The sequence below is a fragment of the Streptomyces sp. YIM 121038 genome, from assembly GCF_006088715.1.
Taxonomy (GTDB): domain Bacteria; phylum Actinomycetota; class Actinomycetes; order Streptomycetales; family Streptomycetaceae; genus Streptomyces.
Genome location: NZ_CP030771.1, coordinates 5,662,616 through 5,680,099 on the forward strand (window position 1 = coordinate 5,662,616; position 17,484 = coordinate 5,680,099).

At 71.7% G+C, this 17,484-nt stretch carries 15 protein-coding genes and 1 pseudogene; 13 read left to right on the plus strand and 3 right to left on the minus strand.

Annotation, left to right across the window (positions count from 1 at the left end; all coding sequences use genetic code 11):
- Positions 1 to 12 precede the first annotated feature (12 nt).
- The 5 genes and pseudogenes from mqnC to C9F11_RS24220 all read left to right on the plus strand — a co-directional run bounded on the left by mqnC (position 13) and on the right by C9F11_RS24220 (position 5,346).
- Entirely contained in the window at positions 13 to 1,227 is a 1,215-nt protein-coding gene (mqnC, locus tag C9F11_RS24205; protein WP_138961237.1) for a cyclic dehypoxanthinyl futalosine synthase, read from the plus strand.
- Between the two features lie 17 nt (positions 1,228 to 1,244).
- The gene (locus C9F11_RS24210; protein WP_138961238.1) at positions 1,245 to 1,784 is read left to right on the plus strand and encodes a hypothetical protein; all 540 of its coding nucleotides are present in this window, start codon (positions 1,245 to 1,247) and stop codon (positions 1,782 to 1,784) included.
- A 169-nt stretch (positions 1,785 to 1,953) separates the two neighbouring features.
- The gene (locus C9F11_RS24215; RefSeq protein ID WP_138961239.1) at positions 1,954 to 2,649 is read left to right on the plus strand and encodes a demethylmenaquinone methyltransferase; all 696 of its coding nucleotides are present in this window, start codon (positions 1,954 to 1,956) and stop codon (positions 2,647 to 2,649) included.
- Between the two features lie 174 nt (positions 2,650 to 2,823).
- Positions 2,824 to 2,891, plus strand: a pseudogene (locus C9F11_RS49680) (zinc-ribbon domain-containing protein); the annotation flags it as partial.
- A gap of 211 nt (positions 2,892 to 3,102) precedes the next feature.
- On the plus strand, positions 3,103 to 5,346 hold the full coding sequence (locus C9F11_RS24220; RefSeq protein ID WP_249402291.1) for a hypothetical protein: 2,244 nt from the start codon (positions 3,103 to 3,105) through the stop codon (positions 5,344 to 5,346).
- Between the two features lie 61 nt (positions 5,347 to 5,407).
- Here C9F11_RS24220 and C9F11_RS24225 read toward each other — a convergent pair whose 3' ends face one another.
- Both C9F11_RS24225 and C9F11_RS24230 read right to left on the minus strand, forming a co-directional pair.
- On the minus strand, positions 5,408 to 5,761 hold the full coding sequence (locus C9F11_RS24225) for a PASTA domain-containing protein (RefSeq protein ID WP_138961241.1): 354 nt from the start codon (positions 5,759 to 5,761) through the stop codon (positions 5,408 to 5,410).
- 88 nt (positions 5,762 to 5,849) lie between these two features.
- Entirely contained in the window at positions 5,850 to 6,395 is a 546-nt protein-coding gene (locus C9F11_RS24230) for a GNAT family N-acetyltransferase (protein ID WP_249401866.1), read from the minus strand.
- A gap of 97 nt (positions 6,396 to 6,492) precedes the next feature.
- Here C9F11_RS24230 and C9F11_RS24235 point away from each other — a divergent pair, with 97 nt between their 5' ends.
- On the plus strand, positions 6,493 to 7,785 hold the full coding sequence (locus C9F11_RS24235; protein WP_138961242.1) for a geranylgeranyl reductase family protein: 1,293 nt from the start codon (positions 6,493 to 6,495) through the stop codon (positions 7,783 to 7,785).
- Between the two features lie 73 nt (positions 7,786 to 7,858).
- Here the strand turns inward: C9F11_RS24235 and C9F11_RS24240 are convergent, their stop codons facing one another.
- Positions 7,859 to 8,719: a C40 family peptidase gene (locus C9F11_RS24240; protein WP_249401867.1), complete on the minus strand. Its 861-nt coding sequence runs from the start codon at positions 8,717 to 8,719 to the stop codon at positions 7,859 to 7,861.
- A 973-nt stretch (positions 8,720 to 9,692) separates the two neighbouring features.
- Between C9F11_RS24240 and C9F11_RS24245 the strand changes: the two genes are divergently transcribed.
- From C9F11_RS24245 to C9F11_RS24275, 7 genes are all read left to right on the plus strand, one after another.
- Positions 9,693 to 10,052: an NADH-quinone oxidoreductase subunit A gene (locus tag C9F11_RS24245; protein WP_138961244.1), complete on the plus strand. Its 360-nt coding sequence runs from the start codon at positions 9,693 to 9,695 to the stop codon at positions 10,050 to 10,052.
- A 66-nt stretch (positions 10,053 to 10,118) separates the two neighbouring features.
- On the plus strand, positions 10,119 to 10,673 hold the full coding sequence (locus C9F11_RS24250; protein WP_030678080.1) for an NADH-quinone oxidoreductase subunit B: 555 nt from the start codon (positions 10,119 to 10,121) through the stop codon (positions 10,671 to 10,673).
- The gene (locus tag C9F11_RS24255) at positions 10,670 to 11,419 is read left to right on the plus strand and encodes an NADH-quinone oxidoreductase subunit C (protein ID WP_138961245.1); all 750 of its coding nucleotides are present in this window, start codon (positions 10,670 to 10,672) and stop codon (positions 11,417 to 11,419) included. Before C9F11_RS24250 ends, C9F11_RS24255 begins: the two co-directional genes overlap by 4 nt.
- Positions 11,419 to 12,756 (plus strand): NADH-quinone oxidoreductase subunit D, encoded by a 1,338-nt coding sequence (locus tag C9F11_RS24260; RefSeq protein WP_138961246.1) that lies wholly within the window; start codon positions 11,419 to 11,421, stop codon positions 12,754 to 12,756. Before C9F11_RS24255 ends, C9F11_RS24260 begins: the two co-directional genes overlap by 1 nt.
- A 26-nt stretch (positions 12,757 to 12,782) precedes the next feature.
- Complete coding sequence (nuoE, locus tag C9F11_RS24265; RefSeq protein WP_138961247.1) at positions 12,783 to 13,613, plus strand: NADH-quinone oxidoreductase subunit NuoE; 831 nt, start codon at positions 12,783 to 12,785, stop codon at positions 13,611 to 13,613.
- Positions 13,610 to 14,971 carry an NADH-quinone oxidoreductase subunit NuoF gene (gene nuoF, locus C9F11_RS24270; RefSeq protein ID WP_171075829.1) on the plus strand — a complete coding sequence of 454 codons (1,362 nt, stop codon included), beginning with the start codon at positions 13,610 to 13,612 and terminating at the stop codon, positions 14,969 to 14,971. The genes nuoE and nuoF overlap by 4 nt, the downstream gene beginning before the upstream one ends.
- Positions 14,968 to 17,481 carry an NADH-quinone oxidoreductase subunit G gene (locus C9F11_RS24275; protein WP_138961249.1) on the plus strand — a complete coding sequence of 838 codons (2,514 nt, stop codon included), beginning with the start codon at positions 14,968 to 14,970 and terminating at the stop codon, positions 17,479 to 17,481. Before nuoF ends, C9F11_RS24275 begins: the two co-directional genes overlap by 4 nt.
- Positions 17,482 to 17,484 lie beyond the last annotated feature (3 nt).

Here is a 17,484-nt window from a genome sequence, read left to right on the forward strand (position 1 = left end):
AGGGACGCCCCGGTGACCGAGAAGGCCGACCTCACGTCCTCTGATGTCACAGCCGTCCTCGACCGTGCCGCGGCAGGCGGACGGATCAGCGCCGAAGAGGCGCTCGCCCTGTACCGGGACGCCCCGCTGCACGCGCTCGGCGCGGCCGCCGACGCCGTGCGCCGCCGCCGGTACGCGGGCACCGAGCACATCGCGACGTACATCATCGAGCGGAACATCAACTACACGAACGTCTGCGTGACGGCGTGCAAGTTCTGCGCGTTCTACGCCGCCCCGAAGGACACCAAGAAGGGCTGGACCCGGGACCTCGACGACATCCTGCGCCGCTGCGCGGAGACCGTGGAGCTCGGCGGCACGCAGATCATGTTCCAGGGCGGCCACCACCCGGACTTCGGCGTGGAGTACTACGAGAAGCACTTCGCGGCCATCAAGAAGGAGTTCCCGCAGCTCGTCATCCACAGCCTGGGGGCGAGCGAGGTCGAGCACATGGCCCGGATCTCGAAGGTCTCCGTCGAGGAGGCCATCCAGCGGATCAACGCCGCCGGGCTCGACTCCTTCGCGGGCGCGGGCGCCGAGCTGCTCCCGGAGCGGCCGCGCAAGGCCATCGCCCCGCTGAAGGAGTCCGGCGAGCGCTGGCTGGAGATCATGGAGGCCGCCCACAAGCTGGGCGTGGAGTCCACCTCCACGATGCTCATGGGCACCGGCGAGACGAACGCCGAGCGCATCGAGCACCTGCGCATGATCCGCGACGTACAGGACCGGACGGGCGGCTTCCGGGCCTTCATCCCGTACACGTACCAGCCGGAGAACAACCACCTCAAGGGCCGCACGCAGGCCTCGATCTTCGAGTACGTCCGCATGATCGCGATCGCGCGGATCTTCCTGGACAACGTGGCGCACATCCAGGGCTCCTGGCTGACCACCGGCAAGGAGGCCGGTCAGCTCACGCTGCACTACGGCGCGGACGACCTCGGCTCGGTGATGCTGGAGGAGAACGTGGTCTCCTCCGCGGGCGCCAAGCACCGCTCCAACCTGCGCGAGATGATCGACATGATCCGCTCCGCCGACCGCGTGCCCGCGCAGCGCGCCACGACGTACGAGCACCTGGTCGTGCACGACGACCCGGCGAACGACCCGGTCGACGAGCGCGTCGCCTCGCACATCTCCTCCACCGCCATCGAGGGCGGCACGGCCCACCCGGAGCTGAAGCTCCTCACCTCCAACTAGGGCCGCGCGAGGGCCAGTTGCTGACACTGCACCAGGTGGGCGCGGTCCGGCCCGCCCCCGAGGGGGCGGACGCCGTCGTCGTCGACGGCGCCCGGATCGCGGCCGTCGGCCCGTACGCGGAGCTGCACGCGGCGTACGGGCGCGCCCGGGTCCGGCGCTGGGACGGCGTCCTGACCCCCGGCCGCTACGAGCCCGACGCCGTGGCCCTCCTGGAAGCCGCGTACTGGCCCGACCCGCGCGAGGCCGACGAGCTCGGCACGGACCCGCTGACCGGGGCGGCCCTGGCGCGGCTCGGCATGACCGACACCCGCTGGGGCGCCAGCGCCCGCCGCGGCCTGCAACGCCTCCTGGCCACCGGCACCACGGCCCTGGCGGGCCCCTTCACCCACCCTTCGGTCCGCACGGCCGTCACCCGTTCAGGCATCAAGGTCGTCGCCGCGGCCCCGCCCGAAGCGCCCTTGGCCCCGGCGGCCTCCGCGGACTTCGCGATCTTCACCGAGGGCGGAACCTGCGTGGCGACAGCCATCGAGGGCCGCCTCCTCTTCCGCCGCCGTTGAGGGGGCGCCCCTGAAAGGGGCGCGGGGAACTGCGCGAGCAACCACGGTGACGCCGCACCCGCCGGACAAGGGGAGAGGGCAGACGCGAGGGCGCCCGGCCCGCCGCAGGCGCGACGCGGGCGAAGAGCCCCCGGCCGAGGGAGAAGACCGGCCTGACACAATAGGCCGGGTGACCCGCGCATCCCTGGACAAGCAGCCGCACGAAGTCGCCTCGATGTTCGACGACGTCGCGGAACGGTACGACCTCACGAATGACGTGATCTCGCTCGGCCAGGCCCGGCTGTGGCGCAAGGAGGTCGCCAGGGCCGTCGACGCGCGGCCCGCGCAGAAGATCCTCGACCTCGCCGCCGGGACGGCCACGTCCTCGCAGCCCTTCGCGCAGGCGGGCGCGTACGTGGTGCCGTGCGACTTCTCGCTCGGCATGCTGCGGGTCGGCAAGCAGCGCCACCCGTGGATGCCGTTCACGGCGGGGGACGCCACGAAGCTGCCGTTCAAGGACGACACCTTCGACGCCGTCACGATCTCCTTCGGCCTGCGCAACGTGCAGGACACCGACGCCGCGCTGCGCGAGATGTTCCGCGTGACCCGGCCCGGCGGGCGCGTGGTGATCTGCGAGTTCTCCGAGCCGACGTGGGGCCCCTTCCGCACGGTCTACATCGAGTACCTGATGCGCGCGCTCCCGCCGGTCGCCCGCACGGTGTGCTCGAACCCGGACGCGTACGTCTACCTCGCCGAGTCCATCCGCTCCTGGCCGAACCAGCCGCAGCTCGCGGCGCGCCTGGCCGACGCGGGCTGGTCCAAGGTGGCGTACCGGAACCTGACGGGTGGCGTGGTGGCGCTCCACCGGGGTTTCAAGAAGGACTGAACGGGCGTTTCGACAAGGGGCGAACGGTCGTTCAGGGCGGGGCGGTTGACGGGAACCGCGCGCCGGGGAAGATGTGTCAGTTGATATGTACCGGCCACTCCACGTGGCCGGAGCATAACGGTCGGCGCTCACCGACCCGTCCCCCTGACGATCTCCTCAAGACGGAGCGTTCCGATGTCGTCGTATTGCCCGCACTGCGGGGCGCCATCCCCGGACGAGGCCCGTTTCTGCATGAAGTGCGGGCGCGAACGCCTCCCGGAGCCGACGGGGGAGGCCTCGGACGCCGCGCCCCAGGACGCCCCTGAGAGCGCCCCCGCCGCCCCCGCAGCAGCCCCAAGTCACCCCGAGACCCTGGTGGTTCCCCCCGCCCCGGTGGCCGCACCGCCCCCGACAGCACCGCCGACCCCACCGGCACCGCCCGCCCCGGCAGCCCCGGCGGCCCCACCCGCCCCCGTGGCGGCCCCGGCCGCAGCGGCGCTCCCGCACCCCGCCGCGCCCGCGTACGCCCCGGCCCCCGCCGCGCCCTCGCCCGTCGGTGCCTTCCTCGGGCGGACCGCGCGCGGTGACTGGGCCGGATCCCTGCAGGCCGCGCTGTGGCCGCTCGCGGCGCTGCTGCTCTCCGCGCTCGTGTGCGCCGTACCGACGTACGGACAGGACGACGAGGACGTCGTCGGCTTCGCCGACCGGCTGCGGATCGCCCTCGCCTTCGTCCTCCAGGCGGTGGGCGGCCGTCTGGAGTTCTCGGGCACCGAGGAGAGCACCGGCCTCGACGGCTCGGCCTCGGAGCGGGTGGTCGAGGGCACCTTCGGCGTGCACCTGGTGCCGCTCACGGCGACGGCCCTGTTCATCGGCGGGCTCGTCATCGGCGCCCGCATCCTCAGGAGCCGCCTCCGGCTGCGCGGGCAGAGCCTGCCGGGGAGCACGGCGGGCCTCGAAGCGGCCGTCCGCGTCGGGCTGCTCACCGCGCTCGGCGTCCTGGTGCTCGCCCTCTTCGGGCAGCCCGAGATCCAGCGCGTCGAGGTGTCGTCCGGGCCGCTCCTCGCGATGCTCGGCGCGCTCGCGCTCGCCCTCGGGGTCTCGGCCGCCGTGCTGCACCGCGACGGCGCGGCTCCCTGGCTCGCCACCCGCCCCGGCGCGCAGTTCTTCACCCGCGCCCTGGGCGCGTCCCTGCGCGCCCTCGCTCTCGTGCTCGTCCTCAGCTCCGTCACCGCGTACTTCAGCGTCACGCAGATCGACGCCTTCAACGGCGACTCCGAGGTGCCGGGCTCCGACGTCTCGGACGACCGGGTCTCGCCCTACCTCGTCGCCCTGGTGCTCCTGCCGAACCTCGGTCTGCACGCGCTCGGCCTCGGCTGGGGCGCGCCCCTGAAGTCCGAGGCGAGCAGGGGCTCGCGGTACGGCGGCTACGGCGCCAGCGGCGAGAGCGAGTCGTTCGGCCTGTCGAAACTCGGCGACCTGGTCAACTCGGGGGCCGTCGTGGGCGCGTTGGCGCTCGGCCTGGTGTGCGCCCTCGTGATCGCGTTCGTGGGCGCCCGCCGCTGCGCCCGGCGCGGCGAGCAGATCCTGGCCGCGGGGCTCTCCTTCGGGCTGATCCTGCTGCTCGCCGCCGTCGGCGGCCTCGGCGTGGAGACCTCCGCCCGGCAGCGCGGGCTCGGCGGCGAGACGTCGAGCGGCTCGTTCGACGCGGGCGTGAGCATGCCGGACCTCCTGCTGTTCGGGCTGCTGTGGGTGGCCGGAGCGGTGCTCGTGGCGGCGGTGTTCACCGCGCGCGGCAGTGGGGTGCCACCGGTTCCGCCAGGGACGCCGCCGGGACAGCTGCCGCCGCCCGCGCCCGGCGCGATGGGTCCCGGCGCGCCCGCGGCGTACGCCGTCCCCGGCCCGTACGACCCCAGCGCGGCCCCCACCCAGGGCGTCCTGGCGTCGCCGCCCGCCCCGGCGCGGCCGCGCGGCCGCGCCGGGGTCTGGGCGCTCACGCTGGCCGTCGCCCTCCTCGTCGGCGGCGGCACGACGGCGGGCATCGTCGTCTGGCAGGAGAACCAGAGCACGTCCGACGACGCGGGCTCGTCCGACAAGGCGGGCCAGGACACGGCCGGGGCCGGCACCGGCTCCGACGACGACGGCAAGAACGACGGCCCGGCCGTCAGCCGCACCGACGAGCCGAGCCAGACCCCGCCGACCGAACCCGCGCGGCCCTCCGGCGCGGAGAGCGGTGGCGGCGAGACCGCGGGGGACGCCGCGGTGCCGCCGGGCTCCGAGCGCGTCACCGACCCGAAGGGGTTCTCGTTCGCGGCGCCCGAGGGCTGGAGCAGCCGGGCCGGGGACAACCCCACGCAGTCCATGTACGCGGGCGCGAGCGGGACGGAGAACTTCCTCGTCGGCGTGATCCCGGACGCGGGCTACACCTCGTACGAGAACCTCACGAACATGGAGGAGCACGCCGAGAAGGACCCCGACAAGTCCGACTACCGGCGCATCCGCCTGGAGGACAACACCTTCCAGGGGCGCGCGGGCGCGGTGTGGGAGTACACGTACACCGACAAGTCGGGGCGCAAGATCCACGCGATCGACCAGAGCTACGTCACCGCCGACGGCACCGAGTACGCGATCCAGCTGTCCTGGCGCGCGAAGGTGTGGTCGACGGCGCGCGGCACGCGGACGCACCGGACGGCCCTTGACACCTGGCGGACCACGGGCTGACGGCGGCGGGCCGACGACGGGCCGGGGCCCCGAGCCCGGGGTCCCGGGCCCCGGCGGGGTCTCAGCCCCCGACGCCGACCTCCGGCTGTCCCGGCGGCTCGGCCAGTTCCCGTTGGAGGCCGCCGTCCGCCGGGCCGGGCAGCCGCGGCTCGCGCACCCCGGCGCCGCCCTCGCCCTCGCCGGGGCCGAGGTCGAACCACACGGTCACGACGGCACCGCGCGGAACCTCGACCTCCGGCAGCGGGTACTGGCGCACGACGTACTCGAGGACCACGTCGTCGAGTTCGGAACGGTCACCCGCCACCAGGCGCACGCCGCGCTCGACGGCCCTCTTGCGCGCGTCCATCGCCATCAGGCCCACGAAGCGCGGCACGCGCACTTCCAGCGGCCCGGCGTCCCCCGGCGTCCTCGGCACAGGCGTCACCCCTCAGCGGCAGGGGCGCGAACCCCCAGCGGTAGGGGAGGCCCCGGCGGTAGGGGAAGGGTAGCCCGGCCGGGCCGGACTACAACCCCACGCGGTAGCAGCAGGCGCGGCGGTTCGCGCCGGGCACGTCGTACGTCTCCTGGCGCTCCATGCCGAGGCGCGCGGCCACCGCCATGGACCGTTCGTTGCGCACGTCGATCACGGCGACCACCGACGGCACGCCCGCCGCCCGCAGCCGGTCCAGGGACGCGCGGGCCGCCGCGGTCGCGTAGCCGTTCCCCCACGCCGAGCGGGCGATCCGCCAGCCGATCTCGATCTCACCCGTGGGCCCCCACTCCCGTGGCCACGGCTGGGCCCCGGCGAGGCCGACGGGCTCGCCGTCCGGGGCCAGCAACGTCCACAGGCAGAAGCCCAGTTCCGCGTCGTGGCGGCGCTGGCGCGCGGTCAGCTCCTCGTACACGGAGAGCTCGCTGGACACACCGCCGCCCACGTACTCCATGACCTGCGGGTCGTCGAAGAGCCGGTGCCAGACGAAGGCGTCCTCGTGGGTCGGCACGCGCAGGCCGACGGCGGGGGCGGTGCGGGTCCGGTGGGGGGCGTCGTCCAGCTCGCTCACGTCGCTCACAAGTGGCCCTTCGGGTGATTGATCAGTACCGCCTCATAGACTGCCCCTATCCCGTGCCGGTCGGCACACCGATTTCGAGCCTTGGGGAGAACCCTCCGTGACCGAGCCGCTCTCCGACACCACCGCCAACTCCGCGGACGTCATCGTCGTCGGCGCAGGTCCGGCCGGTTCGACCACCGCGTACTACCTGGCGAAGGCCGGGCTCGACGTGCTGCTCCTGGAGAAGACCGCGTTCCCCAGGGAGAAGGTCTGCGGCGACGGCCTGACCCCACGCGCCACGAAGCAGTTGGTGTCCATGGGCATCGACATCTCCGAAGAGGCCGGCTGGCTGCGGAACAAGGGCCTCCGCATCATCGGGGGCGGTGTACGCCTGCAGCTGGATTGGCCGGATCTCGCCTCTTACCCCGACTACGGACTCGTCCGGAAGCGCGACGACTTCGACGAGCAGCTCGCCCGCCAGGCCCAGAAGGCGGGCGCGCGCCTGTACGAGCGGTGCAACGTGGGCGCCCCCGTCATCGACGACCGCACCGGCCGCATCACCGGCGTGGAGGCCAGGCTCGGCGAGGACAAGACGCCGGTCACCTTCCACGCGCCGCTGGTGGTCGCCGCCGACGGCAACTCCACGCGCCTGTCCCTCGCGATGGGCCTGCACCGCCGCGAGGACCGCCCGATGGGCGTCGCGGTGCGCACGTACTTCACGTCGCCGCGCCACGACGACGACTACCTGGAGTCCTGGCTGGAGCTGTGGGACCGCCGCGGCGCCCAGGACCGGCTGCTCCCCGGCTACGGCTGGATCTTCGGCATGGGCGACGGCACGTCGAACGTCGGCCTCGGCGTCCTGAACACCTCCGCCGCCTTCAAGGAGCTCGACTGGCGCGAGGTCCTCAAGGCCTGGTGCGCCTCCATGCCCGAGGACTGGGGCTACACCCCGGAGAACATGACGGGCCCGATCCGCGGCGCCGCCCTGCCGATGGCCTTCAACCGCCAGCCGCACTACACCCGCGGCCTGCTGCTCGTCGGCGACGCGGGCGGCCTCGTCAACCCGTTCAACGGCGAGGGCATCGCCTACGCCATGGAGTCGGGGCAGATCGCCGCCGACGTCATCGTGCAGGCCGTCGCCCGCGCCACGCCCGCCCAGCGCGAACTGGCCCTCCAGCGCTACCCGAAGGTCCTCAAGGACACCTACGGCGGCTACTACACGCTCGGCCGCGCCTTCGTGAAGCTCATCGGCAACCCCAAGGTCATGCAGATCGCCGCCCAGCGCGGCCTCACGCACCCGATGCTGATGAGGTTCACCCTGAAGATGCTCGCCAACCTGACGGACCCGACGGGCGGCGACGCGATGGACCGCATCATCAACGGCCTGAGCCGGGTGGCTCCCAAGGCCTGACGCCTCGGCGCACGACCAAGGGCCGGAACCCTCCAGGAGGGTTCCGGCCCTTAGGCGTGGCTGAGAGAGGCCGTCAGAGGACGCGCACGGCCCCGGAGGCCGGGTAGCCCGACAGGTCCTGGATCACGACGCCCTTGCTCGGGTTCGCGGCGTCCAGGTACTGGCCGTTGCCGATGTAGACACCGACGTGGTACGCGGAGCCCGCGCCGCCCCAGTACAGGATGTCGCCCGGCTGGATGTTGGAGAGCGAGACCGGGGTGCCGGCCGTCGACTGCGCCTGCGAGACGCGCGGCAGGTCCACGTTGACCTGCTTGAAGGCGGCCTGCACGAGGCTGGAGCAGTCCCACGCGTTGGGGCCGGAGGCGCCCATCACATACGCGTCGCCCAGCTGGGCCTTGAGGAAGCCGATGACGGTCGCCACGCTGCCGCCGGAGGGCGCGGAGACGTTCGAGGAGTCGGAGGCGGAGGAGCCGCCGCCGGAGCCGCCGGAGCCGCCCGCGGGGGCGGAGTTGGTGCTGAGCTGCGTGCGCTCGGTGGCCCGCGCCGCGCGCTCCTGGGCCTCCTTCTCGCGCTTGGCCTCGGCCGCGGCCTTGGCCTTCTTCTCGGCCTCCGCCTTCTTCTCGGCGGCCTTCTGGTCCTTGCTGGCCTGCTTGGCGGCCTTGACGGCGGCGGCCTCCTGCTGGGCACGCGCCTCGTAGCCGTCGGCGGTCTGCTGGGTGGCGTCCGCCGACTGCGCGATCTGAGCGGACAGATCGGCGGTCAGAGTGGGCAGCTCGATCGTCTCGGTCACCGGCTCGGCGGCGTTCGCCGTGCCGGCGGCGCCGGCCACGGCCAGGGTGCTGAGGACGCCACCGGCAACTCCGGCGCGCAGAGCCATCTTCGACGCGCTGCGACGGGGCTTCCGGTGGCTGGGTATGTGAGCGGTGTGGGACATGGGAACAACCGCTATCAAGGAGTAGGGGTTCCCTTCAAGAAACGTGTGCTGCGCCACAGTTGTCCCGCGGGGCCGTGAATCCCGGGCGTGTCGCATCTTATTGGCGCCGTAAAGGGCAATGCGGACAGTGGTGATCACGCCTGTGATCATGGGTTTTCCGAGTTACGTCCGAATTGCCCGTGGTCTAACACGTGTTCAGGCCGTTGGCCAAGCCCGGTTGTTCGACCCGGGGTTCGAGTGTGGCGCAGGTCACGTTCCGGGGCTCATGGGTGCCGCCCGAGACCTGGCTGAGATCTGGCCGATACCTCCCGGGTATCTCGCGGGTTCCCGCCGAGCCCCTCCCTACTCCTCCTGTCTCCTTCTATCCCTCCCGCGTCGCCCCCCGGCGGACGTTTCGCGCGCGACGCCTCCCGACTTCGACGGGGGAGCGCGTGGTCGGCGGGCGGAATGCGTGACTGGCGGAGGGAATGCCCCGCTTTCGCGAGGGGACTCGTGAACGCGTGCACACGACGGAGTCGCCCGCCCCTCCCGACACCTCCGCGCGGACGCGTCCACCGCCGTCCACACCCCTGCCGCCAAAGTGTGAACGCGCCCCTCTATCAAGTGATCACGTCCAGCGCCAATTTGCCTGTAGTGGCCACCTCTTGATAATGCAACACCGCTCCGACCTGCCCCGACAGGTCAAGATGTCACCTCTGGTGATCACTCAGGTGCTTCGCGTACGAAGATCACCGCTCATCCGACTTCATGATCCTTCGTCAGGTGGTGGAGATCACAAAGCCGTTGTCGTACCCCGTGTCGCAGATCACAGACCGGCGGGCATAAGATGCGGGGCAGTTGGGCTTGTGACCTGCTTCACATGTAAGCGATCTTCGAGGAGCTCCGAAGGCCCGGGGATCGCATACGGGCGGGGCGGCGAGCGGGTCCGACGCAACCGCCAGCAGTCAGTGCCGACTGAGAGGAGCGAGGAGCGGTGAACGCGTATGCGCCCATCCTCGTACTGGGAGCCCTCGGGGCAGGCTTTGCGATTTTCTCCGTGGTCATGGCCACGCTTGTCGGCCCCAAGCGCTACAACCGCGCGAAGCTCGAGGCCTACGAGTGCGGAATCGAGCCGACCCCCACGCCGGCCGGCGGCGGGCGCTTTCCCATCAAGTACTACCTGACGGCGATGCTCTTCATCGTCTTCGACATCGAGATCGTCTTTCTCTACCCCTGGGCCGTGAGCTTCGACGCCCTGGGGATTTTCGGGCTCGTGGAGATGCTGCTCTTCGTGCTCACCGTCTTCGTCGCCTACGCGTACGTATGGCGGCGCGGCGGCCTGGAATGGGACTGACCCCGGCAAGGGACTGACCCCCGATATGGGACTGAGCCCCGGAAGGGGACAGAGGAGCCACTGAGCATGGGACTCGAAGAGAAACTGCCGAGCGGATTCCTGCTGACCACCGTCGAGCAGGCCGCCGGGTGGGTGCGCAAGGCATCCGTCTTTCCCGCCACGTTCGGCCTCGCGTGCTGCGCCATCGAAATGATGACGACCGGCGCCGGGCGCTACGACCTGGCGCGCTTCGGCATGGAGGTCTTCCGCGGCTCACCGCGGCAGGCGGACCTGATGATCGTGGCCGGGCGCGTGAGCCAGAAGATGGCGCCCGTCCTGCGGCAGGTCTATGACCAGATGCCCAACCCCAAGTGGGTGATCTCCATGGGGGTTTGCGCGTCTTCCGGCGGAATGTTCAACAACTACGCGATCGTCCAGGGCGTTGATCATGTCGTCCCGGTCGACATCTATCTGCCCGGCTGCCCGCCCCGGCCCGAGATGCTGCTGGACGCGATCCTCAAGCTGCACCACAAGATCCAGAACACCAAGCTCGGTGTGAACGCGGAGGAAGCGGCCCGCGAGGCGGAGGAAGCGGCCCTCAAGGCCCTCCCCACCATCGAGATGAAGGGGCTGCTGCGGTGACCGACCCCCACGACAGCGCGAGCAACGGGGTCAACCCCGAGAAGGACCTCAGCGCCTCCAACCTCCCCGGCCAGCGCGGTGAGCGCGGCGAGGAGGTCCGCGTCCAGCGCGGCATGTTCGGCGCGAACAACGGCGGCGACACCTCCGGCTACGGCGGCCTGGTCCGCTCCATCCGGCTCCCGGGCGCCGCCAACCGGCCCTACGGCGGCTGGTTCGACGAGGTGGCCGACGAGCTCGAAGGCGCCTTGGAGGAACAGGGCCTCGTCCCGGAGAACGCCATCGAGAAGACGGTCGTCGACCGCGACGAGCTCACCTTCCACATCGCGCGCGAGCATCTCGTCCGGGTGGCCCGGACCCTGCGGGACGACCCGGCGCTGCGCTTCGAGCTGTGCACCGGCGTGTCCGGCGTGCACTTTCCCGGCGACAAGGGCCGTGAGCTGCACGCCGTCTACCACCTGCGCTCGCTCACCCACAACCGGCTGCTCCGCCTGGAGGTCAGCGCCCCGGACGCCGATCCGCACGTGCCGTCCCTCGTCGCGGTCTACCCGACGAACGACTGGCACGAGCGCGAGACCTATGACTTCTTCGGCCTCGTCTTCGACGGTCACCCCGCGCTCACGCGCATCATGATGCCGGACGACTGGCAGGGCTTCCCGCAGCGGAAGGACTACCCGCTCGGAGGCATTCCCGTCGAGTACAAGGGCGCCCAGATCCCGGCTCCGGACCAGCGGAGGTCGTACAGCTGATGAGCACTCCTTCTGCATCCGCTTCCTCCGCCTCCGCGCGCGAGACCACCGAGGGCACCGTCTACACGGTCACCGGTGGCGACTGGGACGAGGTCGCCAAGTCCGCCGTCGAGGCCGACGACGAGCGCATCGTCGTGAACATGGGCCCGCAGCACCCCTCCACGCACGGCGTGCTCCGGCTCATCCTGGAGATCGAGGGCGAGACGGTCTCCGAGGCCCGCTGCGGCATCGGCTACCTCCACACGGGCATCGAGAAGAACCTCGAGTACCGCACCTGGACCCAGGGCACCACGTTCGTCACGCGCATGGACTATCTGACGCCGTTCTTCAACGAGACGGCGTACTGCCTGGGCGTCGAGAAGCTCCTCGGCATCGAGGACCAGATCCCCGACCGCGCCACCCTCATCCGCGTGCTCCTGATGGAGCTGAACCGGATGTCCTCGCACCTGGTGTGCATCGCCACCGGCGGCATGGAGCTGGGCGCCACCACGATCATGATCTACGGCTTCCGTGACCGTGAGCTCATCCTCGACATCTACGAGCTGATCACCGGCCTGCGCATGAACCACGCGTACATCCGGCCCGGCGGACTCGCCCAGGACCTGCCGCCCGGCGCGGTGGACCAGATCCGCGAGTTCGTGAAGAAGATGAAGAAGAACCTCCCCGAGTACGACAAGCTCGCCACCGGGAACCCCATCTTCAAGGCCCGCATGCAGGACGTCGGCTACCTCGATCTGACCGGCTGCATGGCCCTCGGCGCCACCGGCCCCATCCTGCGCTCCGCCGGGCTCCCGCACGACCTGCGCAAGAGCCAGCCGTACTGCGGCTACGAGACCTACGACTTCGAGGTCCCGACGGCCGACACGTGCGACTCCTACGGGCGCTTCCTCATCCGCCTGGAGGAGATGCGCCAGTCGCTGCGGATCATCGAGCAGTGCCTGGACCGGCTGCGGCCCGGCCCGGTCATGGTCGCCGACAAGAAGATCGCCTGGCCCGCCCAGCTCTCGCTCGGCCCCGACGGCCTCGGCAACTCGCTCGACCACATCAAGAAGATCATGGGCACCTCCATGGAGGCCCTGATCCACCACTTCAAGCTGGTGACGGAGGGCTTCCGGGTGCCGCCCGGCCAGGTCTACACCGCCGTGGAGTCGCCCAAGGGCGAACTCGGCGTGCACGTCGTCTCCGACGGCGGCACCCGCCCCTACCGGGTGCACTTCCGCGATCCGTCCTTCACCAACCTGCAGGCCATGGCGGCGATGTGCGAGGGCGGCCAGGTCGCCGACGTCATCGTCGCCGTCGCGTCCATCGACCCCGTGATGGGAGGCGTCGACCGGTGACAGACGCATCGCCGACGAGCCTGGGGATGCCCCGACTCCCCGCCCCCGACTACCCGGCCGACGTACGGGCCCGGCTCGAAGCGGACGCCAAGGAGGTCATCGCCCGCTATCCGGACTCCCGCTCCGCCCTGCTGCCGTTGCTGCACCTCGTGCAGTCGGAAGAGGGGTACGTGACGCGCACCGGGATGCGGTTCTGCGCGGAGGTGCTCGACCTGACCACCGCCGAGGTCACGGCCGTCGCGACCTTCTACACCATGTACCGGCGCAAGCCGTCCGGTGACTACCAGGTCGGCGTGTGCACCAACACGCTCTGCGCCGTCATGGGCGGCGACGCCATCTTCGAGGCCCTCCAGGAGCACCTGGGCGTCGGCAACGGCGGGACCACCGAGGACGGCAAGGTGACGCTCGAACACATCGAGTGCAACGCCGCCTGCGACTTCGCGCCCGTGGTGATGGTCAACTGGGAGTTCTTCGACAACCAGACCCCGCAGAGCGCCAAGCGCCTCGTCGACGACCTGCGCGCGGGCGTCCAGGCCGAGCCGACCCGCGGCGCCCCGCTGTGCACCTTCAAGGAGACGGCCCGCATCCTCGCGGGCTTCCCCGACGAGCGCCCCGGAGCCGTCGAGGCCACCGGCGGCGCGGGCCCGGCCTCGCTGATCGGCCTTCGCCTGGCCAAGGGCGAGGCACCCCCCGCGCGCGTGGTGCATCCGCGCACGGGCAAACCGGAGGGCGCACAGCCGCACGACCCGTCGCCCAGCGAGCACCTCAGCTCGCACGACGCGCCGCAGAGGACCTCGGCATCCGACCCCTCGCACCCCGCGGGCCCGGTCGGCGAGGGCCGCGAGGAGGGAGAGTGATGACCTTGGCCGCCGAGATCAACGAGACCAGCCCGGAGAAGCTGCTCGCCCCGGTCCTCTCGGCCTTCTGGGACCAGGAGAAGTCCTGGACCCTCGACGTCTACCGGCGCCACGAAGGCTACGAGGGGCTGCGCAAGGCCCTCGCGATGGAGCCGGACGACCTCATCGCCTATGTGAAGGCCTCCGGGCTCCGCGGCCGCGGTGGCGCGGGCTTCCCCACCGGGATGAAGTGGCAGTTCATTCCGCAGGGCGACGGCAAGCCGCACTATCTAGTTGTCAACGCCGACGAGTCGGAGCCCGGGACCTGCAAGGACATCCCGCTCCTCTTCGCGAACCCGCATTCCCTCATCGAGGGCATCGTGATCGCCTGCTACGCGATCCGTTCGTCGCATGCCTTCATCTATCTGCGTGGTGAGGTCGTCCCCGTACTCCGGCGGCTGCACGAGGCCGTGCGCGAGGCGTACGCGGCGGGCTACCTCGGCAAGAACGTCCTGGGCAGTGGACTCGACCTTGAACTCACCGTGCACGCGGGCGCGGGCGCGTACATCTGCGGTGAGGAGACCGCGCTGCTCGACTCGCTCGAAGGCCGCCGTGGCCAGCCGCGACTGCGTCCCCCCTTCCCTGCGGTCGCGGGTCTCTACGCGTGCCCCACTGTGGTCAATAACGTCGAGTCCATCGCATCGGTTCCCGCGATCCTGCACCGCGGCAAGGACTGGTTCACCTCGATGGGCAGCGAGAAGTCACCCGGCTTCACGCTGTACTCGCTCAGCGGGCACGTCGCGTCGCCCGGCCAGTACGAGGGGCCCCTCGGCATCACGCTGCGCCAGCTGCTCGACATGAGCGGCGGCATGCGGCCCGGGCACCGCCTCAAGTTCTGGACGCCGGGCGGCTCTTCGACGCCGATGTTCACCGACGAGCACCTCGACGTGCCGCTCGACTACGAGGGCGTCAGCGCCGCCGGGTCCATGCTCGGCACCAAGGCGCTGCAGTGCTTCGACGAGACCACGTGCGTCGTCCGCGCGGTGACGCGCTGGACCGAGTTCTACGCCCACGAGTCCTGCGGCAAGTGCACGCCCTGCCGCGAAGGGACGTACTGGCTCGTCCAGTTGCTGCGCGACATCGAGGCGGGCAAGGGCGTGATGGCCGACCTCGACAAGCTGAACGACATCGCCGACAACATCAACGGCAAGTCCTTCTGCGCCCTCGGCGACGGCGCCGCCTCGCCGATCTTCTCCTCGCTCCAGTACTTCCGCGCGGAGTACGAGGAGCACATCACGGGCAGGGGCTGCCCCTTCGACCCCGCCAAGTCGACGCTCTGGGCCGACAGGCCCCTGGAGAGCACGGAGGTGAACGCATGACAGTGACCACTAGCGCTCCCTCCGGGGGCGGAGAGGCGGCGGTGCCGCCGGAAGACCTGGTCACGCTGACGATCGACGGCATCGAGATCAGCGTCCCCAAGGGGACCCTGGTCATCCGGGCCGCCGAGCTCCTCGGCATCGAGATCCCGCGCTTCTGCGACCACCCGCTGCTCGACCCCGCGGGCGCCTGCCGCCAGTGCATCGTCGAGGTCGAGGGCCAGCGCAAGCCGATGGCGTCCTGCACGATCACCTGCACCGACGGCATGGTCGTCAAGTCGCAGCTGACGTCGCCGGTCGCCGAGAAGGCCCAGCACGGCGTGATGGAACTGCTGCTCATCAACCACCCGCTGGACTGCCCGGTCTGCGACAAGGGCGGCGAGTGCCCGCTGCAGAACCAGGCCATGTCGCACGGCAACGCCGAGTCCCGCTTCGAGGGCAGCAAGCGCACCTACGAGAAGCCGGTGCCGATCTCCACCCAGGTGCTGCTCGACCGCGAGCGGTGCGTGCTGTGCGCCCGCTGCACCCGCTTCTCCAACCAGATCGCGGGCGATCCCATGATCGAACTGGTCGAGCGGGGCGCGCTCCAGCAAGTGGGCACCGGGGAGGGCGACCCCTTCGAGTCGTACTTCTCCGGGAACACCATCCAGATCTGCCCGGTGGGAGCGCTCACCTCGCACGCCTACCGCTTCCGGTCGCGCCCCTTCGACCTGGTGTCGTCGCCGTCGGTGTGCGAGCACTGCGCGGGCGGCTGCGCGACCCGCACCGACCACCGGCGCGGCAAGGTCATGCGGCGGCTCGCCCAGGACGACCCCGAGGTCAACGAGGAGTGGATCTGCGACAAGGGCCGCTTCGGCTTCCGGTACGCGCAGAAGCCCGACCGCCTGACCACGCCGCTGGTGCGCAGCGCGTCCTCGGGCGAGCTCGAACCGGCCAGCTGGCCCGAGGCGTTGGCGGCGGCCGCACACGGCCTGGCCGCGGCGCGCGGGCGGGCCGGCGTCCTGACCGGCGGCCGCCTCACCGTGGAGGACGCCTACGCGTACAGCAAGTACGCGCGCGTGGCGCTCGACACAAACGACATCGACTTCCGCGCGCGGGTGCACTCCAGCGAGGAGGCCGACTTCCTGGCGGCACGGGTCGCCGGGCGCGGCCGGGACCTCGACGGCAGCGGCGTCACGTACACCACGCTGGAGAAGGCGCCCGCCGTCCTGCTCGTCGGCATCGAGGCCGAGGAGGAGGCGCCCGGCGTCTTCCTGCGGCTGCGCAAGGCGTGGCGCAAGCACGGCCAGCGCACGTACGCCGTCGCCACGCACGCCACGCGGGGCCTGGAGAAGGCGGGCGGCACGCTCCTCGCCGCGGCGCCCGGCACGGAGACCGAGTGGCTGGACGCGCTCGCCGCCGGGGTCGGCCTGGAGGACGACGGCGCGAAGGCCGCCGAGGCGCTGCGCGCCGAGGGCGCGGTCATCGTCGTGGGCGAGCGGCTCGCGGCCGTGCCGGGGGCGCTCACCGCCGCCGTACGGGCCGCGTCCGCGACCGGCGCGGCCCTGGCGTGGATCCCGCGCCGCGCGGGCGAGCGCGGCGCCGTCGAGGCCGGCGCGGTGCCGTCCCTGCTTCCTGGAGGCCGCCCGGCCACCGACCCGCGCGCGCGGGACGAGGTCGCGGCCGCCTGGGGCGTGGGTGAACTCCCGCACCGCTACGGCCGCGACACCGGCCAGATCGTCGAGGCCGCGGCGACCGGCGAGCTGAGCGCCCTCCTGGTGGGCGGCGTCGAGGTCGCCGACCTGCCCGATCCGTCACGCGCGCGTGAGGCGCTCGACGCGGTCGGCTTCCTGGTGTCGCTGGAGCAGCGGCCGAGCGAGGTGACCGAGCGCGCCGACGTGGTCCTGCCGGTGGCCGCCGTCGCCGAGAAGCCGGGCACCTTCCTCAACTGGGAAGGCAGGGCCCGGCTTTTCGAGGCCGCGCTCAAGCCGGACCAGATGACGCGCCGCCTGGCACCCACCGACGCCCGTGTCCTGCACATGCTGGCCGACGCGGGCGACGTGCACCTCGGCCTGCCCGACCTGCTGACCGTCCGGCGCGAGCTCGACCGGCTCGGCGGCTGGGACGGGCCGCGCGCGACCGAACCCCTGGAGACCGCGGTCCAGCTGCCGCGGCCCGCCGCGGGGGAGGCCGTGCTCGCCGGGCACCGGCTCCTGCTCGACCGGGGCCGCCTCCAGGAGGGCGACGACGCGCTCGCCGGGACGCGGCACGCGGCGGTGGCCCGGCTCTCGGCGGCCACCGCGGCCGAGGCCGGGGTCAAGGACGGCGACACGCTCGCCGTCACTGGCACCGCGGGCCGGGTCGAACTCCCCCTCGCGGTCACGGAGATGCCCGACCGCGTGGTGTGGCTGCCGCTGAACTCCGTGGGCGGCGGCGTCGCCTCCGACACGGGGGCGCGGCCGGGCGCGCTGGTCAGGATCGGCCCCGCTGTCCGCGTCGAGCCCGCCCAGGGCGCCCAGGAGGTGCAGTCGTGAGCC